This window comes from Rhodobacter sp. TJ_12 (assembly GCF_020023995.1).
Classification (GTDB): domain Bacteria; phylum Pseudomonadota; class Alphaproteobacteria; order Rhodobacterales; family Rhodobacteraceae; genus Rhodobacter.
This window is the reverse complement of sequence record NZ_NRRD01000004.1, coordinates 113,292-134,242: the sequence shown is the minus strand read 5'-3', so window position 1 is coordinate 134,242 and position 20,951 is coordinate 113,292. Positions and strand designations below refer to the sequence as shown.

Sequence of the window (20,951 nt, the reverse complement as noted above, 5' to 3'; positions counted from 1 at the left end):
AGCGCAATCAGGCTTTCGTCATGTCGATCACATAGCGATAGCGGGCTTCTTTGTTGACCACTTTCTTGAACGCCTCCCCAATCTGATCGGGGGAGATCATTTCATAATCCGCCGCAATGCCGTGATGGGCGGCAAAGTCGATCACCGCCTGCGTTTCCGCGATGCCGCCGATCATCGACCCGGCAAGGCTTTGACGGCCAAAACCCATCAACATGCCCTGCGCGCCTTCAATCGGGAACAGCGCGCCAACGTTGACCATCGTCTTGTCGAGCTTGAGCAGGTTCATGAATTGCTGCATCGGATAGGCCACCGGCACCGTCGACACCATCAGATCGAAGCTGGCGCGGTTTTTCGCCAGGGCCGCTTCATCGGTCCACAGATAGGCCTCTTTCGCGCCAAAGGCTTTCGCATCAGCGATCTTGTCTTCGGATGTGGTGAACACCACAACCTCCGCGCCTTTGGCGACGGCCAGTTTCACCGCCATATGGCCCAGCCCGCCCATGCCGATCACGCCGAAACGCTCGCCGGGTTTTAGATCCCAGTGGTTGATCGGCGAAAAGGTCGTGATGCCCGCGCACAAAAGCGGCGCGAACCCGGCCAGATCGACCCCCGGCGGGATGCGCAGGGCGAAATCTTCGGTGACGACGATCTTTTTCGAATAACCACCATAGGTGACGCCGCCCGAGACTTTGTCTTCGGAATTATAGGTAAAGGTGGTGCCGTTGAGGCAGTTTTGTTCGCGGTCGGCGCGGCAGTTTTCGCATTCGCCGCAGCTATCGACCATGCAGCCGACGCCTGCGTAATCGCCTTCACGGAATTTCACCACCTCGGCGCCGACGCCGATGACGCGGCCCACCATTTCATGGCCCGGCACCAGCGGGAAGCTGGGCATCCCCCAATCGCCATGGGCGGTGTGAATGTCCGAATGGCAGATCGAGGCATACATGATCTCGATCACCACATCTTTCGGCCCCGCGGCGCGGCGTTTGATCATTTGCGGCGCAAAACTGCCTGAGGTGTCCTTGGTGGCCCAGGCTTGCACCTCCGAGGCCTCAAGCGTGTTTTGGCTGTCTTGCGCGGCGGCCGTTCCGGCCAGTGCAGAGGCGGCAAGCGGTGCGGCGGCCAGTGCCGCCCCGCCGCGCAGGAAATTGCGCCGATCCGCGCCCTCGCGGGTTAGAAGTTCGATCTTATCATTACACGCTTGGCACATGGGCACGCCTCTTGTTGGAATGGGGGATGCGGCCGCAAAGCGGCCAATGGCCTTCAACATGGGGCAGGGCGCGGCAAAGATAATCGGCGCGGCGTCGAATGCATCCATGAGCGGGGCTCATCAATCTATGCGTGGATCGGTCATTCTGCGCGGCCGGCGGTGGCGCTATCTTCGCCTTCGTCCCGTCCCCAATCTATGCATGGACTTCATGAACGGGGCGCATATATTTCAAGGAGTGCCAATGCCCGCTGCCCCGCCAAGTGACCCTCCTGCCATGCTGCGTGAAAACATCAACGATCTGATCGCGCTGGCCACCGTGGCCGAAGAGCGCAGCTTCACCCGCGCCGCCGCACGGCTGAACGTGTCGCAATCGGCGCTCAGCCACACGATCAAGGCGCTTGAGGCGCGGCTGGGCTTGCGGCTTTTGACGCGCACCACGCGTTCGGTCGCCCCCACGCTTGAAGGCGAAGACCTGCTGGCGACGCTGAACCCCTGTTTTGAAACGATCGAGGCGCGGCTGCGCGCGCTGGATGATGCGCGCGATCAGCCCACCGGCACGGTGCGCATCGTCTCGACCGATTATGCCATCGACACCGTGCTTTGGCCCAAGCTGTCGCCGCTTTTGAAAAAATACCCCAGCATCAATATCGAATTGGTGATGGATTATGGTTTTACCGATCTGGCCGCCGCGCAATGCGATGCCGGGGTGCGCTATGGCGATGCGGTGAGCGAGGGGATGATCGCCACGCGGATCGGCCCGGACGAGCGGATGTTGTGCGTAGCCGCGCCCAGCTATTTCGAAACCGCAGGCGTGCCGCAAATCCCGCAAGATTTGAGCGATCATCAATGCATCAATCTGCGGCTTTCCACCCATGGCGCGCTTTATGCTTGGGAATTCGAAGATAAAGAGGGCAATGAAATCCGCGTGAAGGTGCGCGGACAGTGCTGTTTCAACACCGTCATGCCGGTGATGCGGGCCGCGCGCGACGGGCATGGGCTGGCGCTTTTGCCCGACCGGCTTGTGGCCGATGATCTGCAAAGCGGGGCGCTGCGCGCCTGTCTTGAAGAATATTCGCCTGCTTTTCCGGGGTTTTACCTTTATTACCCCAGCCGTCAGCGCCCCTCATCTGCCTTTACGGCGGTGCTGGAGGCGCTGCGCGAACGGGCCTGAGATACCAAACGCCGCAAAGGTGATACGGTTCCATGAATTGGGTTCATAAGTGGGGTGACCATTTTCGCCATTAATCTTCGGGGCGGAAAGATCACATGACGCTGGGTAACGACCACCTGATGGAGGCCCAGATGAAAACCACCCTCGCCGCATCCGCGATTGCCCTGTTTGCCACCGGCGCTTCGGGCGAAGCCTTGCAACGCACCATGCCCGACAGCCTTGGCCGTGTGGCCCCTGCGCTGCAAGCCTATGCCACCGAAAACCTGCTGGGCGAGGTTTGGGGCGGCGAAGAGCTGTCGCAGCGCGACCGCGCGCTTGTGACCTTTGCCGCGCTGATGACCCGGCACGAGGCGGACAATCTGGCCACGCATGGGGAATTGGCGCTGGCCGCCGGGGTGACGCCCGTGGAACTTTCTGAAACGATTACCCACTTGGCGTTCTACACGGGATGGGGCAATGCCATCGCCGCGACCGAGGCGCTGGCCCCGCTCTATGAGGCGCATGGGATCACCGCCGAGGCGCTGCCGCCGGTTGAAGCGGAGCTTTTGCCGCTGGATCAAGAAGCCGAGGAGGCGCGCGAAAGCTTTGTCTCGGGCACCTACGGAAATGTTTCGCAAGGGGTGGTGGATACCACGCGTGAGATTTTGTTCCGCGATCTGTGGCTGCGCCCGGCCCTTGCGCCGCGTGATCGCTCTTTGGTGACGGTGGCCGCGCTGATCGCGGCGGGCCAGCCCGAGCAGATGACCTTTCACCTCAACCGCGCGATGGACAATGGTTTGACGCAAGAAGAGGCGGGGGCGATGCTGTCGCATCTGGCGTTCTACGCGGGCTGGCCGAAGGTCTTTTCGGCGCTGCCGGTGGCGAAGTCCGTGTTTGAAGACCGCGCAGACTAAATCCAGCACGGCGGCGGAGACAGGCGATGAAGATCGGCATTCTTGGATCGGGGTTGATGGGGGCGAAGCTGGGCAAGCTTTGGGCCCAATGCGGGCATGATCTGGCCTTTGCCTATGCCCGCAGCCCCGCCAAGCTGGCCGCGTTTGCCCGTGAAACGGGCGGCCAAAGCGGCACGGTGGCCGATGTTGTCGCGCGTTCCGACGTTTTGTTGCTGGCGGTGCATTGGAGCCGGGTCGCGGATGTGCTGGAACAAGCTGGCGATCTGGCGGGCAAGGTGGTGCTGAACTGTTCCGTGCCGCTCAATGACACCAATACCGCTTTGGTCCTTGGCCCCACCACTTCTGGGGCCGAGGAATTGGCCAAGGCCCGGCCGCAAGCGCGCTGGGTCGGCTGTTTCAACACCTCGCCCTCGGAAAGCTTCGCGCCGGTTTTTGCCCGGAAGGGGCAAGACGACCCGCCGCAATTGCTGGTGTATGGCGAGGATCCCGGAGCGCTTGAGATCGCGCATGCGCTGATCCGCGACATTGGCTTTGCGCCTTGCCCCGCAGGCGGGCTGCGCACGGCCCGCTTTGTTGAACCTTTTGCCATGGTCACGGCGGAACTGGCCTATGACCAGCCCGGGGGGCCGGCGCTGACCTATCGTTTTGAAAAATTGCGCGGCTAAGCGCAAAGAAGAAGAAAGGACTGCTCTTATGAAAATCATCCGCTCCGGCGAAACCCATTCGATGAAAGGCCCCGAGGATTGGTTTACCGGCACCGTCCGCGTGGACATGCTGTTCACCGCCGAAGAACCGGGGCGCACCAGCGGCAGCCATGTCACCTTTGAACCCGGTGCGCGCACCGCATGGCACACCCATCCGGCGGGGCAGACCATCCTGATCACCTTTGGCCGGGGCCGCGTGCAACGCGAAGGCGGCCCGGTGGAAGAGGTCACCGCGGGCGATGTGGTCTGGTTCCCGGCAGGTGAAAAGCACTGGCACGGCGCTTCGGCGGAAACCGCGATGAGCCATATCGCGATCCAAGAAAGCATCGACGGCTCGCCCGTCACCTGGATGGAAAAAGTGTCCGACGCCGATTACAACGGCTAAGCAGCACCCCCAGATCAAACAATGGATCGACCGGCGGGCCCTGCGGGGCCCGTTTGCTTTTGCGCCGCCCGCAAGGCATGAAGGATCTGGCCCCACACTGGGGGTCGTGTCTTAGGAGGGCGACGTGCACAACGCGCAGGGCCAGCAGGGTAGGGGCATCGCGTTGATGCTGGTCGGCGTGGCGTGTCTAAGCGTCAATGACGCCTTGGCCAAGGTGCTGACGCAAAGCTACGCGCCCTTGCAAATCCTGTTTTTGCGCAACGTGATCGCGCTGCCAGTTGCGGTGGCGCTGGCGTGGCGGATGGGCGGCGCGGGGGCGCTGCGCTCTTACCGGCCTTGGGCGCATGTGCTGCGCGGCGCGCTTTGGATCGGGGCGACGGTGCTTTTCTTTTCGGCGATCCGACAGATGGGCTTGGCCGAGGCCACGGCGCTGGTGTTCGTCGCGCCGCTCTTCATCACCGCGCTTTCGGCGCTTTTTCTGGGCGAAAAGGTCGGCTGGCGGCGCTGGGGCGCGGTGGTCGCAGGGTTCATCGGCGTGCTGATCGTATTGCGCCCCGGCGCGGCAGAGTTTCGCGCGGTGGCTTTGCTGCCCGTGGCGACGGCGCTTCTTTACGCGGCCTTGATGCTGGGCGCGCGCTGGGTGGACCGGCGCGAAAGCCTGTGGACGATGCTGCTTTACCTGACCGTGACCAGCGGCGCGATGAGTGCCTGCCTTGTGCCCTTCGTCTGGGCGCCCGTGTCTGCGGGCGATTTATGGCTGTTTGCGATGATCGCGCTTTTCGGCACCGCAGGCATGGCACTGATCACCCAAGCCTTTCGGCTGGCCCCGGCAGGGGTGATCGCCCCGCTCGATTACACGGCGCTTTTATGGGCGACGGGCTTGGGGTGGCTCTTTTGGGCCGAGGTGCCCGACGCGCTGACTTTGTTGGGGGCAGCGATCATCGTCGCCAGCGGTTTGGTGACGATCTTGCGCGCCAATAGGGCGGATCGCGCGGGCTAGCCGCGCCAAACAATCCACGCGCCCCCTTGACCCGAGCCCGCCCCCCGCCTTATGGCGCGGCCATGACCGATCCATCCGATACCCCCTCCGAAACGCCCGCCCGCAACGAGACCGCCGACGCGCGGCCCCAGTGGCGCAATTTCTATGGTCGCCGCGCGGGCAAGACGCTGCGGCCCAGTCAGCGCGGGTATCTGGGCGAGGATCTGGACCCGCTGACGCCCAAGAACCTGTCGCGCGAGGAAAACCCCGAACGAAAGCCGGTCACACCGGCCGATATCTTTGGCAATGACGCGCCCTTTTGGCTGGAGATCGGCTTTGGCGGGGGCGAGCATATGGTGCATATGGCCGCCAGCTATCCCGCCATAAATATTCTGGGCTGTGAGCCTTTTATCAATGGCGTGGCGATGCTTTTGGGCAAGATCCGCGCTGCGGGCGTGGAAAACGTGGCCGTCTGGCCGGGCGACGCGCGCGACGTGATGGAGGTGCTGCCCGAAGGTTCGGTCGCCAAGGCGTTTTTGAATTATCCCGATCCGTGGCCCAAACGCCGCCATCACCGCCGCCGGTTCGTCACGCAAGAACATTTGGTGCCGCTGTTTCGGTGTCTCGCGCGGGGGGCGGAATTCCGCATCGCCACCGATATTCCCGATTACATGCGCCAAGCGATGGAAGAGGTGCCCAAGGCCGGGTTTGAGCTCATCGCCCATTCCGGCACGCCGTGGGACGACTGGATGTCGACCCGCTACGAACAAAAGGCCCTGCGCGAGGGCCGCGTGCCCGATTACGCCACCTTCCGCAAACCCTGAGCCGGGTGCGTAAGGGCTTTCGGGCGCCCCAACCTTGCGCTAACAGGGGCGCAACCATCAGGGAGGCTTTTCATGTCCGCTCACGGCGACCCCATTTTGATGACCGCATGCAAGGGCGGACCGCTTTCGGGCGTGGCCGAGGTGCCGGGCGACAAGTCGATCTCGCATCGGGCGCTGATCTTGGGGGCGCTGTCGGTGGGGCGCACCGAAATCACCGGGCTTTTGGAAGGCCAAGATGTGCTTGATACCGCCAAGGCGATGCAGGCCTTTGGCGCGCGTGTCACCCAACATGGCCCCGGCGCGTGGTCGGTTGAAGGGGTGGGCGTGGGCGGCTTTGCCGAGCCCGAGGCGGTGATCGATTGCGGCAATTCGGGCACTGGTGTGCGGTTGATCATGGGGTGCATGGCGACCTCGCCCCTGACGGCGACCTTTACCGGCGATGCAAGCCTGCGCAAACGCCCGATGGGCCGGGTGACCGATCCGCTTGCTTTGTTTGGTGCGCGTGCCTATGGGCGCGAGGGTGGGCGCTTGCCGATGACGGTGGTCGGCGCGGCAGAACCGATGCCGGTGTGCTACACCACACCGATGGCCTCGGCGCAGGTGAAATCCGCCGTGCTTTTGGCGGGGCTGAATGCGCCGGGCGAAACCGTGGTGATCGAGAAAACGCCGACCCGCGATCACACCGAGCGGATGCTGCGTGGCTTTGGGGCCGAGGTGACGGTGGAAGAAACGCCCGAGGGCAGCCGGATCACGCTCAAGGGCCAGCCGGAACTGACCGCGCAAAAGGTGGCCGTGCCGCGCGACCCGTCTTCTGCCGCGTTTCCGGTCTGCGCCGCGCTGTTGGTGCCGGGCTCGGATATCCTTGTGCCGGGCGTCAGCCAAAACCCGACCCGCAACGGGCTTTTCCTCACGCTGCGCGAAATGGGCGCGGATATCGAATTCCTGAACGAGCGCGAAGAGGGCGGCGAGCCAGTGGCCGATCTGCGCGTGCGCTATTCGGAGCTGACGGGCATCACCGTGCCTGCGGCGCGTGCGGCCAGCCAGATTGACGAATATCCGGTGCTGGCGGCGGTGGCGGCTTGTGCGCATGGCACCACCACTATGCCCGGCGTGCATGAGTTGCGGGTGAAGGAAAGCGACCGGATCGATGCGATGGCGCGCGGGCTGGAAGCTTGCGGTGTCAAAATCGAAGAGGATGAAGACACGCTGATCGTGCATGGCCTTGGGCCGGGGGGCGTGCCGGGCGGCGCGACTGTGGCGACCCATATCGACCACCGCATCGCGATGAGCTTTTTGGTGCTGGGGCTGGCAGCCCAAGCGCCGATCACCGTGGATGACGGCTCGCCAATTGCGACCTCTTTCCCGGTGTTTGAGGATTTGATGCGCGGCCTTGGCGCCACGATCACCCGCGCAGGCTAAGTAAAGGAGCGCGATATGCAGTTCACAGTCGCGATTGATGGGCCGGCTGCGGCGGGCAAGGGCACGCTTTCGCGTGCGGTCGCGGAAAAATTCGGCTTCGCGCATCTGGATACCGGCTCCCTTTATCGCGCCGTGGGCGTAAAGGCCGAGGCCGAAGGGCGGGACCCGATCACCGTGGCGCAGACCCTGTGCTCCGAGGATCTGGCGCGCGACGACCTGCGCACGCTGGAAGCGGGGCAGGCGGCGTCCAAAGTCGCGGTGATTGCCGAGGTGCGCCACGCGCTATTGCAGTTTCAGCGCGATTTTGCCCGGCGCGATGGTGGCGCGGTGCTGGATGGCCGCGATATCGGCACGGTGATTTGCCCCCAAGCAGAGGTGAAGCTGTTTGTCACCGCGTCAGCGGAAGTGCGCGCGCATCGCCGTTGGCTGGAACTGGGCGGCGATGAAGCTCAGGTCTTGGCCGAGGTGCGTGCGCGCGACGACCGCGACATGAACCGCGCCGATGCGCCGCTCAGACCCGCCGAGGATGCGGTGCAGATCGACACCTCTGACATGAGCATCGAGGCCGCCGTGGCCGCTGCCTGTGAGGTGATCGCCGCGCGGATCGCGCAAGGGCCGCAGGGCTAAGCCAAAAGAGCCGGGGAATTTCATGCAAACTTCGATCGCCAAAGTTTTGACCGCGCTTGGTATTTTTGCCCTTTCGGGCTGCGTCGCCGCGGTGGATATGGCGCCCCGGTCTGCGCCGAGAGCGCCATTGCAAGATCAGGCTGACCCCCCCGGTTCGGTCGAGCCCCCCGGCACCAGCCCCGCCAGCGCCATTCCGGCAGAGAGCGTGGCGGCCGAATATGCCTATGTCGCGCAGCACTTTCCCGGCTGGCAGGTGCAAACGCAGGGCATGATCATGGCGCCGGGTGGGCGCCCGATTGATGTGTTGACGCTGGAAAAAGCGGGCGTGAACCGCGATCTCTATTTCGATATTTCCAGCTTCTTCGTGACGGGGCTTTAATCTGCGCGCTTATGCATGGGGTCCCTGCGCCGGCGCGCAGAACTTGGTGTTGCGTGATTTGGATGTGCGTATAACTTGCACCTTCTCCCCTCATCCGCAAAGGACACCGCATGCTGATCGACACGCTCAACTGGCGCTATGCCACCAAGAAAATGGACCCGGCGAAAGCGGTGCCGGAAGAGAAGGTGGCCCGCATTCTGCAAGCCGCCCAGCTTGCGCCGACCTCTTCGGGGCTTCAGCCCTTTGAAATTCTGGTGATCACCAATGCCGATCTGCGCGCGCAACTGCGCGGGGCCGCCTATGATCAAGCGCAGATCACCGACGGCTCGCATCTGATCGTTTTCGCCGCTTGGGACAATTACACCGAAGCGCGGATCGACGCGGTGGTCGATCAAACCGTGGCGGAGCGGGCGATCCCGCGCGAGATGGTCACGCCTTACTATGACAACCTCAAGGCGCAATTCCTGCCCCGCCCGGCGGAGGTGAACTTCGACCATGCCGCGCGCCAAGCCTATATCGCTTTTGGCATCGCGCTCGCCCAAGCTGCCGAAGAACAGGTGGACGCCACCCCGATGGAAGGCTTTGACCCCGCCAAGGTCGATGAGATCCTTGGCCTGCGCGACAAGGGGCTGCGCTCGGTCACGCTGATGCCGCTGGGCTACCGCGCCAACGAGGGGGATTGGCTTTTGGGCATGAAAAAGGTGCGCAAGCCGCTTTCGGATCTGGTCACCCGGATCGACTGAGCGCCGGTATTAGAGCGTTTTCAAAAGGGGCGGTGCGATGCGCCGCCCTTTCCCTATGGGGTCAGGATTTCCCGACTTGATGGATAGGGGGGTAAGGGGTCACGCTTTCCTTACTGGGATATAAAGATTCTCCCAGAGGTTGAATTTGTACGAGTGAATGGAGGTAAAGACATGAGCAACCGTGCGAAAGCAATTGAATACCTGCAGAAATCCGGCGTTGTGAATACCAAGATGACGCTGGGCGAGATGCTGGAGCATTCTGCGAAGCTCGAAGAGATCAGCCCCGGTGACTTGGCCGCCTGGACCTTTGTCAGCCCGGACTACGTATACACCGGCTCTGAAGTGGAAAAAGACAAGCCCCAGATCGTTCGGCCTTGAGCCGTTGCCGGGCGCATCGCGCCCGGCGTTTTCACGAAAAGCGGAGAGACGGACGATGCAGGCGATTTTGCGGCTTGCGCCGGTTCTTCTGGACGCGTTGCCGGCGGACGGCCCCGAAGCGACAAAGGCCGTGGCAGAGGTGTCGATGGCGCTCGATTTTCTGGCGCAAGTCCATGGGCCGCAACCGGGTTTGAGTGCGCTTGCCGGACAACTGATGCATTGGCTTGGCAACGATACGCATCTGGCGTTGAGCGGGCATCCGTTTTTAGTCGGGCGTGCCCTTACGCCTTATGTATTCTTGCGCGCGCTGGCACCAAAGCACCCGGCGTGGGAGCGGCTTTTGTTCGATTGGTGCGATCACGGGATCAAGCTGTGCGAAGCCACGCCTTATCGGCGCCTTGAGCAAGACTATCTGCGCGCGAAGGTCCGTGGTGCGAGCTGGCCGGATTGGGAAGGCGCGGCCATCTTGCAAGATGCGCTGCAGGCGTGGGCGTTTAACCGCGATCTCAGCTATGCGTTCACGCATTTGGTCTTTTTCTGCACGGATTTTGCGGCTGTCAAACGCCCTGACCCTTTCGTTAAGGGCATTGGGATGATGCTTCTGGGCGAGGCGCTGGGGCGGACGGATGTCGATCTGGTTTGGGAGCTTGCCCTGTGCCTGCTCACCCAAGATCTGGAGGCCGCAGAGTTGGACGAGGTGATCTCGGCTGCGGTGGAGATGCGAAAGGAGCTTCACGATCTTTGTGATCCGGCGGAGATCACGAAGGGATATCATCCTGTGCTTGTCCATGAGATCCTTGCGGCGCGATTGCATCAGCATCATGGCCGCGATTTGTATCGTGAAGCCGCCGGAACAAGGCCGCGTCTTGCGGCGATCGAAGCATTTCGATGCGCGCTAACCGGCAAGGATGCCAATGCAATGGTTGCCGCCGAACGTGCCTTGCCCGCAGAGGATTGGTCGCGCCGGATGCTGTGTCAACGTTTGCACGAGCTTAAACGTCGCGCGCGCGACCGGACGCTGTTTTTGCGCGAAACCGGCGGGGCCGATCATGATGCCCCGCTTTATGGGGAATATGCGGATCAAATCGATGCTCTGTTGCACGCCACCGCCTGAGCGCCGCCAAAACCCAACAAATCCTTGCCCTGCGGGTGATTCGCGCCTATAGCAGCCCCGTCGAAGGGGGTAGCCGCGTGCTGCCCCCTTGCGACATTCGCAACGAAAGACCGGCGGAGCCAACCGCATGGCCAGTCAAACCATGATGTAAAGGAAACTCAGACGCATGTGCGCCAAAGCAACCATGGAAGAATTTGAAGCCCTCTTGCAAGAGAGCTTCGAGATCGACACCCCGAACGAGGGGTCGGTCGTCAAAGGCAAAGTCATCGCCATCGAGGCGGGCCAAGCCATCATCGACGTCGGCTACAAGATGGAAGGCCGCGTTGACCTGAAAGAATTCTCGAACCCGGGTGAAGCTCCCACGATCGCCGTTGGCGACGAGGTCGAAGTTTATCTGGATCGCGTCGAGAACGCGCGTGGCGAAGCCGTCATCTCGCGCGAGAAAGCCCGCCGCGAAGAAGCTTGGGATCGTCTCGAAAAAGCCTATGCCAACGAAGAGCGTGTCGATGGCGCCATCTTCGGTCGCGTCAAAGGCGGCTTCACCGTCGATCTGGGCGGTGCTGTGGCCTTCTTGCCCGGCTCGCAAGTCGACGTGCGCCCGGTGCGTGACGCTGGCCCGCTCATGGGTCTGAAACAGCCGTTCCAAATCCTGAAAATGGACCGTCGTCGTGGCAACATCGTTGTGTCGCGTCGCGCCATTCTCGAAGAATCGCGTGCCGAACAGCGCGCCGAAGTCATCGGCAACCTGTCGGAAGGCCAAGTGGTCGATGGCGTGGTCAAAAACATCACCGAATACGGTGCGTTCGTTGACCTCGGCGGCGTTGACGGCCTGCTGCACGTCACCGATATGGCGTGGCGCCGCGTGAACCACCCGTCGGAAATCCTGTCGATCGGCGAAACCGTCAAGGTGCAAGTCGTCAAGATCAACAAGGAAACGCACCGCATCAGCCTTGGCATGAAGCAGCTGCAAAACGACCCGTGGGACACGGTGGAAACCAAGTTCGCGCTGGGCTCGGTGCACAAAGGCCGCGTGACCAACATCACCGACTACGGTGCATTCGTCGAGTTGGAAGCCGGTGTCGAAGGTCTGGTCCACGTTTCGGAAATGTCCTGGACCAAGAAAAACGTCCACCCCGGCAAAATCGTTTCGACGAGCCAAGAAGTTGACGTCATGGTGCTGGAAATCGACACCGCGAAACGCCGCGTGTCGCTGGGCCTCAAGCAATGCATGCGTAACCCGTGGGAATCGTTCGCTGACGCCCACCCGGTTGGCAGCATGATCGAAGGCGAAGTGAAGAACATCACCGAATTCGGTCTGTTCATCGGCCTCGACAACGACATCGACGGCATGGTTCACCTGTCGGATCTGTCGTGGGACAAACGCGGCGAAGAAGCGATCCAAGATTACCGCAAAGGCGACGTGGTCAAAGCCGCGGTCACCGAAGTGGATATCGACAAGGAACGTATCTCGCTCTCGATCAAAGCGCTTGATGCCGACACCTTCTCGGATGCGGTTGATGGCGTGAAACGTGGCTCGGTGATCACCGTGAACGTGACCGCGATCGAAGACGGTGGCATCGAAGTCGAATACAACGGCATGAAGTCGTTCATTCGTCGTTCGGATCTGGCCCGTGACCGCGCCGACCAACGCCCCGAGCGTTTCCAAGTGGGCGACCACGTGGATGTGCGTGTCGTCAACGTCGACAGCAAAACCCGCAAACTGGGCGTGTCGATCAAAGCGCGCGAAATCGCCGAAGAGAAAGAAGCCGTGGAACAATACGGTTCGTCTGACTCGGGCGCTTCGCTCGGCGACATCTTGGGCGCTGCGCTCAAAGGCCGCGAATAAGATTTGCCTGCACAGGCTGGTGAAAGGCCCCGCGCAAGCGGGGCCTTTTGCTATGGGCATTCGATTCGCATTGTCCTTGCGCGGCGGGCTGTCGCGGGGCTTTGACGGGGGCTTGGCGTGGGGGTGCGGGCTTTTCGGGGGGCGCCAAAGCGCAAAACATGGGCGTCAATCCCCGCATCCGCCCTTAAATCCCACGTTTTTCCAAGCCTTTGCTGTTTGAGACGCCGCAAAATCCCCCTATAGTCGGGGGTAAGATAAAACGGGGCTGATGGTCGGATAAGCCTATGGGGGGACATTATGATTCGATCTGAATTGATCGCTAAGATTGCCGAGGAAAACCCTCACCTGTTCCAGCGAGACGTCGAAAAAATCGTCAATACGATCTTCGAAGAGATCATCGAGGCCATGGCCCGTGGTGATCGGGTCGAATTGCGCGGTTTCGGCGCCTTTTCTGTGAAAAAACGCGATGCTAGAACCGGGCGCAATCCGCGCACCGGCACCTCGGTCGCGGTCGAAGAAAAACACGTCCCCTTTTTCAAGACCGGCAAGCTTTTGCGTGACCGGCTGAACGGGGCAGAGGAGTAAAACCCCAGATGATCCGCCTGATCCGCTATCTGTTCCTGTTGGTGCTGGCCCTTGTTCTGGTCGTTCTTGCGATGTCCAACCGGGGCATCGTGGCACTGCAACTTTTGCCTGCCGAGGCAGAGACCTATCTGGGGATGAATTGGCGTGTGGATGTGCCGCTTTACCTCGTGATCTTTGCGGGGCTGGGGGCCGGGCTGCTGATTGGCTTTTTCTGGGAATTCTTCCGCGAGCGTCGCTTCCGCAAGACCGCGCGCAAAGCGACCAAGCGCGCGCAGAATCTGGAGCGGGAACTGGCCCGTCTGAAAGAAAAGACCCAAGGGCCGCGCGACGACGTTCTGGCGCTGCTTGACAAGCCGCGCGGCTAAGCGCCGCCTGCGCCGCGCAATGGTCACTGTTGCCGTCAATCGCGGTCGCCCCGGTGGGGTGCGCTGCAAGATCTGCGGGCTGACGCAGCCCGCAGATGTGACCGCCGCCGCACAGGCGGGGGCGGGGTATATGGGGCTTGTGTTCTTTCCCCGTTCGCCCCGCCATGTCGAGATTGCCCAAGCGCGTGATCTGGCGCTGGCGGCCCCCATCGGGTTGGCCAAGGTGGCGCTTGTGGTCAATGCCGAGGATGCGCTGATCGATGCGATCTTGGCCGAAGTGCCGCTGGATCTGTTGCAACTGCATGGCAAAGAAAGTCCGGCCCGCGTGGCCGAGCTGCGCGCGCGCACCGGCTTGCCGGTGATGAAAGCGGTCGGCGTGGCCGAGGCGGCAGATCTCAACGCCATTGCCGATTACGAGGCGGTGGCCGATCAAATCCTGATCGATGCCAAGGCCCCCAAGGGCGCGGCGCTTCCGGGCGGCAATGGCCTGTCCTTCGACTGGCGGCTGATTGCCGGGCGCGACTGGGCGCGGCCTTGGATGCTGGCGGGCGGGCTCACGCCCGACAATGTGGCCGAGGCGGTGCGGTTGACCGGGGCGGCGCAGGTGGATGTCTCTTCTGGCGTGGAAAGCGCGCCCGGGGTAAAGGACGCCGCAAAGATCGCCGCCTTCATCGGGGCCGCACAAGACCCGTGAGCCGCCCTTGATTGCGGTATTTTCGCCTTATCCATAAGGGGAACTTTACCCGGCTGCCTTGGCAGGCTATTGGCGGTTGTGGAGTATCAGGGGAATGAGACCAATGGCTGACGATCTGCCCAACAGCTACATGACCGCACCCGATGAGAATGGGCGCTTTGGTATTCATGGGGGCCGGTTCGTCTCCGAAACGCTGATGCCGCTGATCCTTGAGCTTGAGGCGCAATACGAACACGCCAAGACCGATCCGACCTTCTGGGAAGAGATGGATCTGCTCTGGCGTGATTATGTGGGCCGCCCCTCGCCGCTTTACTTCGCGCCGCGCATGACCGAGGAATTGGGCGGGGCCAAGGTCTATCTCAAGCGCGAAGAACTCAACCATACCGGCGCGCATAAAATCAACAATGTGCTGGGCCAGATCCTGCTGGCGCGGCGCATGGGGAAAACCCGGATCATCGCCGAAACGGGGGCCGGCCAGCATGGCGTGGCCACGGCGACCGTCTGCGCGAAATTCGGTCTGCAATGCATCGTTTATATGGGCGCGACCGATGTCGAGCGCCAAGCGCCGAACGTCTTCCGCATGCGGCTTTTGGGGGCCGAGGTGGTTCCGGTGACTTCTGGCCGGGGCACGCTGAAAGATGCGATGAACGATGCTTTGCGCGATTGGGTCACCAATGTGCGCGACACCTTCTATTGCATTGGCACGGTGGCGGGCCCTGCGCCCTATCCGGCGATGGTGCGCGATTTCCAATCGATCATCGGGCGCGAAACCCGCTGGCAATTGGAACAGCAAGAGGGCGAGGGCCGCTTGCCCGATACGATCATTGCTGCCGTGGGCGGGGGCTCGAACGCGATGGGTCTGTTCCACCCGTTCTTGGATGACAAAGAGGTGCGTATCATCGGGGTCGAAGCCGGGGGCTTGGGCGTGGATGACCGGATGCAGCATTGCGCCAGCCTGACCGGCGGGCGGCCGGGCGTGCTGCATGGCAACCGCACCTATTTGCTGCAAGACGAAGACGGGCAGATTTTGGAGGGCCATTCGATCTCGGCGGGCCTCGATTACCCCGGCATTGGCCCGGAACACTCTTGGCTGCGCGACATCAAGCGCGCGGAATATGTAAGCATCACCGATGCCGAGGCTTTGGAGGCGTTCCAGTTCTGCTGCCGCACCGAAGGGATCATCCCGGCGCTGGAAAGCAGCCACGCGCTCGCCCATGTGATGAAGCTGGCACCGACCCTGCCGAAAGACCATATCATCGTGATCAACCTCTCGGGCCGGGGCGACAAAGACATCTTCACCGTCGCCAAGCACCTTGGCGAAGAGATGAAGGTCTAATCGGGGTTCGTTAGTTTACGGGTTGGCAGGGATCGCCCAACAACAAGCGCTGCGCTTCGCTGAAGATATCGTCGCGGGTGCAAAATTTCACGCTCACGCCGCTGCTGGTGAGCCCCTTCGGGGGCGCATCTTCCCAAGCCCAGATCCCCTCTGCCACCAGTTGGGTCAGATCGGCGTCGCGGAAATCGGCGCCGCTGACATGCGCGCCTGACAGATCCGCCGCCATCAGCGTGGCGCCGCGCAGATCGGCCCCTTGCAGATTGGCGCCGCGGATTTGCGAAAGCCCGAGCGTGGCGCCCCGCAAGTCCACCTCGTAAAGCGAGGCCTTGTCGAGTTGCGCGCCAAAAAGCGTGGTGCCGCGCAGATTGGCCCCGTCAAGGCTGGCCGCCACCAGATGCGCGTAAGACAGGTTCGCCCCGGCGAAATCGGCCCCTGACAGCGCCGCGCCTTCCAGATGCGCCATGCGCAGATCGACTTGCGCGCCTTTGGGGGCGCGGGGGGCGAGGCCCTCCAGATCGACCGGGTTTTGGCAGTAAAGCTCGGTCTCGTGCCAGTTGCCGCCCATGCGCGCGCAAGACAGATCGATACCGCGCAGCGTCAGCCCCTGCGCGGCTAGATATTCTAGCGCCGAGCGTTTGCCGGAATTGCCCGGCACCGGCGTGGTCACCACCTCCCACGCCCGGCTGAGCGCTTCGGCTTGGCGCGTGCTGCGTTCCTCGCCAAAGGCCCAAAGACCAAGCCCGATGGACACCAGTGTTCCCATCAAGACGATGCGTTCCGCCCAGCCCCAAAGCCCAAGGATCGCCGCGCCCGAAGCGGTGCGGGCGGCGGGCGCCGGCGAAAGGGGCGCCGGGCCGGGCGATGCGGGCGGTTTGCGGCGCGCGCGGGCAGCGGCTTGGCGGCGGGAAAGGGTTTTTGAAATGGGTCTATTATGCATGCGCGCAGCTTGGCCGGGCCTTGGGACGCGGTCAAGCGGCGCCGGCGTGTATACCGGGGGTTTATATGCCGCGAGATCGTGCCGAAACCGGGGTGGTGATGCTTGCTTTCAGGGGGGGATCGGCGTTTGCTGGATGTGGTCCGTTCCCCAAGGCGCGACCCATGCTTCGCCCGGTTTGACTGCTGCGGGTTGGGGCATCGCTTCGACCGGGGGGGCCGGGGCTGTTGGCTGTCGCTCACGCACGACCCATGCGCGGCCGCGCAGGCGCCCCCGGCGAAGCGCGCCGCGCCGGGGAAGGACCGGGCAGAATAGGACGGCGCAGGCTCCGAACCGGACAGGTCACCCCTGCCGGTCTGGCGCAAGGGTAGACACGAACAAGGCGGGGCAGATGCAACGGCGCGACATGAAACAAGAAATTCTCGTGCCACCCGCGGCGCGCGATACCACGCCGGGCCGTTTGGCCTTTTGGGGCAAGATCGCGCTGGGGCAGGTGATGCTGGGGCTTGTCGTCTTGATGGCGGGGCCTGCCCATGCCGACCGCCAAAAAGAGATCGTCTCGGAGCTTCAGGCCGAGGGCTATACCGATATCGAGATTTCGACCACGTGGCTGCGCCGGATGCGGATCGTGGCCGAGGGCGAAGCGGGGCGGCGCGAGATCGTGTTGGACCCCCGCAACGATGAAATTTTGCGCGACTATGCCCGCCCTCCGCGTGGCGGCGGGCCGGGCGGAGGGGGCCGTCCGGGTCGGCCGCCTCCGCCCGATGGGGCCGCGCCCCCCGGCGGTTCACCGCCCGCGCGCGGCAGCTTTGGTGGCCATGATCGCCCCGGTCCGGGATCGGGCCCCGGTGCTGGTCCGGGGCCGGCTGGGGGGGCGCCGTCCGGCGGACCTGGCGGGGACAGCGGGTCTGCTTCTGCGGGGACGATGAACTGATGGGCGAAAAGGAGATCGATGCCGCCGCCCCGGTGCGCCCCGCGCGCAACTGGATCGGGTCGCGGATTGTGGTGGCGGTGCTGTTCGCGCTTCAGGCGGTGGCGGCGCTTTACTATGTCTCAGATATTCTGGCGGCGCTTTTGGGCATCGCTTTGCCACCGGTGCCGTGGCAATTGCACGAGATGTTCGAGATCGGCGCGGCGGTGGCGCTTCTGGCTGGGCTGGGGTTCGGGGCGCATCTGCTTTTGGCGATGCGCCGCGAGGCCCGGGTGGCGCGCGAAGGGCTGCGCCGGGCCTCGGGCGAATTCGCCGATCTGCTGGAAGAGCGTTTCACCGAATGGCGGCTGACCCCGGCAGAGCGCGACGTGGCCCTGTTTGCGATTAAGGGGCTTAGCTTGGCCGAGATCGCGCAGTTGCGCGCCACCTCCGAAGGCACGGTGAAGGCGCAAACCGCTTCGATCTATCGTAAGGCCGGGGTGTCGGCGCGCAGCCAGCTTGTGAGCCTTTTTATCGAAGATCTGATGGAAGTGCCCGAGGAACGCGCCGCTCAAGACCGGGCCGAGACCCATCCGCCCGCGCGTCCGGTTGCCGCCGCCCCGGCGGCTGCGCCCCGCAAGGTTGCGCAGGCCGAAAAAGGGGTAAGCGGGATGACGAAACGCGCCGCGCGCCGCCGCGCCTGATCGCGGGGCGCCGCTTCTGATCGTGCTCCGTCACACCGTGCGATGCGACCGCGCGCCCCGGTTTCCTGCCGGGGCGGTTCCCTGTCCGGGGCTTTGCCGCCTTGGCTTACTTGCCGCGTTTTTTCTTTTTCTTCTCGGCTTTGTCGGCCCCAAGGAATTGCGCGAATTCGTTCGCATCACGCCGCATTTGCTTGCCAAACCAGTCTTCAGCCACTGCCGCCATATCGGCCAAGGCCGCAAGCCGCGGATCGGCATCGGGCCGGTCGGCCTCGGCGGCGGCCAGCGTCGTCAGCCGTTCGGTCAGCGGTGCGATCTCGCGCCGGTGCCGGTCCGCGATGGCGGCGCGCAACAGCGCCCAGGGGTTCGGATCGGCGACATAAAAATCGCGCCGGGTGCCGGGGGCGCGGGCCACCTGCACCAGCCCGGCCTGCCGCAATTCCTTCAGCGCGACCGAGACATTGGAACGTGATAGCCCCAAGGCGGTGCACAGATCATCGGCCGAGGGGGCCTGTGCCGCACGCCAGATCGTGCCCAAACAGGCACCGGCGGCCCGGCTCATGCCAAAACGCGTGGCCAGATCGGCAAACAGCGCGGTGACTTCGGATGCGGGCGGGGTGGTCATGACACAGTCCTCGCAGGCTCGGAAAAGGGGGCGGTGCGGTGCAGGTGCATCCGGCTGTCTTGCTGCCAGATCTGGCCGGGCCGCAGCGTGATTGGGGGAAAGTCTGGGTGGTGCGGCGCATCGGGCCACATTTGCGGTTCAAGCGCGAGACCCGCATGGGGGCCATAGGGCGCGCCGGTCAGCCCCAGCGCGGGCGCGGTGTTCAGGTGACGCCCGTCATAGACCTGCAGCCCCGGTGCATCGCTTTCCAGCGCCAAGGTCACGCCCGATGCGCCGGTAAGCTGTGCCACCGGGCGCAGCCCCGTGCCCCCGGGGCAGTAATTGTGATCAAGCGGGGGCAGATCGGCCAGAGGGCGGGGCGCGCGCAAATCGTAGCCGGTGCCGGTTACATCGACCGGGGGCAGGGGCAGGTTCTGCGCATCGGTGGGCAGCATGCGCGTGGCGGCCACCGACAGGCGGTGCCCCGCGATATCGGCACGGCCATCAAGGGTCCAATAGGGATGATGGGCTAAATTCATCAGCGTTTCGGCATCGGTTTCGGCAGACAGGGTGAGCGCCAGCGTGGCGGGGGGCACAAGCGCATAGCGTGCGCGCAGCACCCGGTTGCCGGGCAGCGCCGCCGCCCCATGCGCCAGATCGAGCCGAAAGGTCACCTCTGTGTCGCTGGCGGCCTCGATCTGCCAGTTCTGCTCGGATATGCCTGCCGCGCCCGAATGCAACAGATGCGCGCCCTCATTGGGTAGGGCCTTCCAAGGCGCGCCTGCAATCGTCACGGCTGCGCCGCCAAGCCGGTTTGCGACCGGCCCGACCACCGCGCCGCCCCATGGCAGCGCGCCGCTTTCATAGGCGGCCAAACTGTCCGAGCCAAGGATCAGAGGCCAAGGTGTGCCCGCCAGACGCAAATCTTGCAGCCGCGCGCCAAAGGTGATCAGCCGCGCGGTCAGTTCCCCCGCGCGCAGGGTCACCGCCTCGACGGTTTGCCCGGTCGTCGTGGTTCCGAAACGGCGGATATCGGTTGGCATGTCCCCTCCTTTTGACCCCGGGAGAGTTTCACGCCCGCCCCGGGGAAACAAGGGGTTGGCATCGCTTTAAGGGGCGAGACAATCCACCAGCGCCGTGGCCAGATCGGTCATCAGCGCGGTGTAAAGCCCCGGCCCATAGTCCAGCGCCGAGCCAGAGGGGTCGAGCACGGCCCCGCGCTTGACCGAGGTGCCGTCGAGCAAGATGTCGATCTGTTTGGGGTCATGCTGCGCTTCGGGGAAGGCACAGACCACGTTCTTTTGCGCCAGATCGGCGCGCAACGCGCTCAGATGCGCCGCGCCGGGGGCGCTGGCATCGCCAAGGTTGACGGCGCCCACCACATCGAGCCCGTAATGGGCGGTGAAATAGCCATAGGCCGCGTGGAAGGTGACAAAGGGTTTGCCTGCGACCGGGGCCAGCATGGCTTGCAGCTTTGTATCCAGCGCCCGCACCGCGTCTTGGGCGGCGGCGGCATTGGCGGCATAGGTCGCGGCATGGTCCGGATCGGTCGCCGCCAGTTCTTGCGCGATCACGCCCAGCCAGGTTTCGGCATTTTCGGGCGTAAGCCAGGCATGCGGGTCCATGCCCTCGTGAACATGATCGTGATCGTCATCCGCCGCCGCGGCATGGTCTTCTTCGGCGTGTTCATGTGCGGCATGATCGTCATCATCATGCCCGTCTTCGGCGTCATGGTGGATTTCATGGCCGTCGAAATCCTGCAGATGGGTGCCGGGCGCCCCAAGCAATTCGACCGGCTTGCTGCCCAAGGCCAGGCCGTCGATCGCACGCTCCAGCCACGGGGTTAGCTCCGGCCCGACCCAGAACACCAGATCGGCCTCTTGCAGCGTGGCGGCTTGGCTGGGCTTCAATTGATAATGGTGGGCACTGGCGCCCTGTTCCAACAGCACGGCGGGGCGGCCCAGATCGCCCATCACCTGTGCGGTCAGCGCATGGACGGCGGGAATATCGGTCACCACCTGCGGCACCTCGGCCAAGGCGGGCAGGGGCAACAGGGCAAGGGCGGGGATCAGGGTCTTGTTCATCGAAACCTCGAGGGAACTTGCGGGTCGGGAGAGGGTTATCTATGTTATACCGTAACAGGTCAAGCA

24 protein-coding genes are annotated in these 20,951 nt (G+C 63.5%); 19 read left to right on the top strand and 5 right to left on the bottom strand.

Translation table 11 applies throughout. The features are described from left to right. Positions 1–7: 7 nt before the first annotated feature. On the bottom strand, positions 8–1,210 hold the full coding sequence (locus CKO11_RS05475) for an NAD(P)-dependent alcohol dehydrogenase (RefSeq protein WP_223634000.1): 1,203 nt from the start codon (positions 1,208–1,210) through the stop codon (positions 8–10). Positions 1,211–1,451: 241 nt separating this feature from the next. Here CKO11_RS05475 and CKO11_RS05470 point away from each other — a divergent pair, with 241 nt between their 5' ends. From CKO11_RS05470 to trpB, 17 genes are all read left to right on the top strand, one after another. Then, positions 1,452–2,381: a LysR family transcriptional regulator gene (locus tag CKO11_RS05470; RefSeq protein ID WP_223633997.1), complete on the top strand. Its 930-nt coding sequence runs from the start codon at positions 1,452–1,454 to the stop codon at positions 2,379–2,381. 95 nt (positions 2,382–2,476) lie between these two features. Next, a complete protein-coding gene (locus CKO11_RS05465) occupies positions 2,477–3,274 on the top strand; it encodes a carboxymuconolactone decarboxylase family protein (protein WP_223633994.1) in 798 nt (265 codons plus the stop codon). Positions 3,275–3,300: 26 nt separating this feature from the next. After that, positions 3,301–3,939: an NAD(P)-binding domain-containing protein gene (locus tag CKO11_RS05460; RefSeq protein ID WP_223633992.1), complete on the top strand. Its 639-nt coding sequence runs from the start codon at positions 3,301–3,303 to the stop codon at positions 3,937–3,939. A 28-nt stretch (positions 3,940–3,967) separates the two neighbouring features. Continuing rightward, the gene (locus tag CKO11_RS05455; RefSeq protein ID WP_223633989.1) at positions 3,968–4,363 is read left to right on the top strand and encodes a cupin domain-containing protein; all 396 of its coding nucleotides are present in this window, start codon (positions 3,968–3,970) and stop codon (positions 4,361–4,363) included. A gap of 124 nt (positions 4,364–4,487) precedes the next feature. Next, positions 4,488–5,363, top strand: a complete 876-nt coding sequence (locus tag CKO11_RS05450; RefSeq protein WP_223633986.1) for a DMT family transporter — start codon at positions 4,488–4,490, stop codon at positions 5,361–5,363. Between the two features lie 62 nt (positions 5,364–5,425). After that, on the top strand, positions 5,426–6,166 hold the full coding sequence (gene trmB, locus CKO11_RS05445; protein WP_223633983.1) for a tRNA (guanine(46)-N(7))-methyltransferase TrmB: 741 nt from the start codon (positions 5,426–5,428) through the stop codon (positions 6,164–6,166). A 72-nt stretch (positions 6,167–6,238) separates the two neighbouring features. Then, positions 6,239–7,585, top strand: coding sequence for a 3-phosphoshikimate 1-carboxyvinyltransferase (gene aroA / locus CKO11_RS05440; RefSeq protein WP_223633980.1), 1,347 nt, complete (start codon positions 6,239–6,241; stop codon positions 7,583–7,585). Positions 7,586–7,600: 15 nt separating this feature from the next. After that, positions 7,601–8,212, top strand: coding sequence for a (d)CMP kinase (locus tag CKO11_RS05435; protein WP_223633976.1), 612 nt, complete (start codon positions 7,601–7,603; stop codon positions 8,210–8,212). Positions 8,213–8,234: 22 nt separating this feature from the next. Further along, a complete protein-coding gene (locus CKO11_RS05430; protein ID WP_223633973.1) occupies positions 8,235–8,591 on the top strand; it encodes a hypothetical protein in 357 nt (118 codons plus the stop codon). Positions 8,592–8,701: 110 nt separating this feature from the next. Then, entirely contained in the window at positions 8,702–9,334 is a 633-nt protein-coding gene (locus tag CKO11_RS05425) for an NAD(P)H-dependent oxidoreductase (protein WP_223633970.1), read from the top strand. 171 nt (positions 9,335–9,505) lie between these two features. Continuing rightward, a complete protein-coding gene (locus CKO11_RS05420) occupies positions 9,506–9,712 on the top strand; it encodes a hypothetical protein (RefSeq protein WP_223633965.1) in 207 nt (68 codons plus the stop codon). A gap of 55 nt (positions 9,713–9,767) precedes the next feature. Continuing rightward, positions 9,768–10,826, top strand: a complete 1,059-nt coding sequence (locus tag CKO11_RS05415; protein WP_223633963.1) for a DUF6895 family protein — start codon at positions 9,768–9,770, stop codon at positions 10,824–10,826. 166 nt (positions 10,827–10,992) lie between these two features. Next, positions 10,993–12,672, top strand: coding sequence for a 30S ribosomal protein S1 (rpsA, locus tag CKO11_RS05410; RefSeq protein ID WP_223633960.1), 1,680 nt, complete (start codon positions 10,993–10,995; stop codon positions 12,670–12,672). A 297-nt stretch (positions 12,673–12,969) separates the two neighbouring features. Next, on the top strand, positions 12,970–13,257 hold the full coding sequence (gene ihfB / locus CKO11_RS05405) for an integration host factor subunit beta (RefSeq protein WP_076485707.1): 288 nt from the start codon (positions 12,970–12,972) through the stop codon (positions 13,255–13,257). 8 nt (positions 13,258–13,265) lie between these two features. Then, the gene (locus CKO11_RS05400) at positions 13,266–13,622 is read left to right on the top strand and encodes a LapA family protein (RefSeq protein WP_223633957.1); all 357 of its coding nucleotides are present in this window, start codon (positions 13,266–13,268) and stop codon (positions 13,620–13,622) included. 19 nt (positions 13,623–13,641) lie between these two features. Beyond that, complete coding sequence (locus tag CKO11_RS05395; protein WP_223633954.1) at positions 13,642–14,316, top strand: phosphoribosylanthranilate isomerase; 675 nt, start codon at positions 13,642–13,644, stop codon at positions 14,314–14,316. Between the two features lie 103 nt (positions 14,317–14,419). Continuing rightward, entirely contained in the window at positions 14,420–15,652 is a 1,233-nt protein-coding gene (gene trpB, locus CKO11_RS05390; protein ID WP_223633951.1) for a tryptophan synthase subunit beta, read from the top strand. Positions 15,653–15,662: 10 nt separating this feature from the next. Here the strand turns inward: trpB and CKO11_RS05385 are convergent, their stop codons facing one another. Further along, positions 15,663–16,589, bottom strand: coding sequence for a pentapeptide repeat-containing protein (locus tag CKO11_RS05385; RefSeq protein WP_223633947.1), 927 nt, complete (start codon positions 16,587–16,589; stop codon positions 15,663–15,665). Between the two features lie 388 nt (positions 16,590–16,977). Between CKO11_RS05385 and CKO11_RS05380 the strand changes: the two genes are divergently transcribed. Together CKO11_RS05380 and CKO11_RS05375 are read left to right on the top strand one after the other, a co-directional pair. Further along, complete coding sequence (locus tag CKO11_RS05380; protein ID WP_223633927.1) at positions 16,978–17,520, top strand: hypothetical protein; 543 nt, start codon at positions 16,978–16,980, stop codon at positions 17,518–17,520. Further along, entirely contained in the window at positions 17,520–18,200 is a 681-nt protein-coding gene (locus CKO11_RS05375; protein ID WP_223633910.1) for a helix-turn-helix transcriptional regulator, read from the top strand. Before CKO11_RS05380 ends, CKO11_RS05375 begins: the two co-directional genes overlap by 1 nt. Positions 18,201–18,306: 106 nt before the next feature. Here the strand turns inward: CKO11_RS05375 and CKO11_RS05370 are convergent, their stop codons facing one another. From CKO11_RS05370 to CKO11_RS05360, 3 genes are all read right to left on the bottom strand, one after another. Continuing rightward, positions 18,307–18,822, bottom strand: a complete 516-nt coding sequence (locus tag CKO11_RS05370) for a GbsR/MarR family transcriptional regulator (RefSeq protein WP_223633907.1) — start codon at positions 18,820–18,822, stop codon at positions 18,307–18,309. Next, positions 18,819–19,844: an aldose epimerase family protein gene (locus CKO11_RS05365; protein WP_223633904.1), complete on the bottom strand. Its 1,026-nt coding sequence runs from the start codon at positions 19,842–19,844 to the stop codon at positions 18,819–18,821. The genes CKO11_RS05370 and CKO11_RS05365 overlap by 4 nt, the downstream gene beginning before the upstream one ends. A 66-nt stretch (positions 19,845–19,910) precedes the next feature. Next, positions 19,911–20,885, bottom strand: a complete 975-nt coding sequence (locus tag CKO11_RS05360; protein ID WP_223633901.1) for a zinc ABC transporter substrate-binding protein — start codon at positions 20,883–20,885, stop codon at positions 19,911–19,913. Positions 20,886–20,951 lie beyond the last annotated feature (66 nt).